The following is a 238-nucleotide window of genomic DNA, read 5'->3' as shown; positions in this document are numbered from 1 at the left end:
ACGCAACCTACGCTCCTACGCATAAAATGACGGAGCCATGGAGGTTTATTGTTTTTAAAGATCATTATTTGGAACAACTCGGATCTTTTCTGGCTGAATATTACAAAGATTTTTATTTTGAAAAGTTTTCTGCGGAAGAAGCTATTGAAAAGTACAATCTGCTAAAAAAATATCCTCTTAACTCGGCCTGTGTTATTGGAATCGTGATGGTTCTCAATCGCAAAATTAACCTTCCAGA

General features: G+C 36.1%; 1 protein-coding gene. It reads left to right on the top strand.

The features are described from left to right. Positions 1-238 (top strand): nitroreductase family protein (locus ACWA1B_RS23565; RefSeq protein ID WP_461824367.1); only part of this gene is annotated, 238 nt, incomplete at both ends.

Source organism: Flavobacterium xizangense (assembly GCF_054075145.1).
The sequence above is the reverse complement of the archived record's forward strand: the minus strand, read 5'-3'. Positions and strand labels throughout refer to the sequence as shown.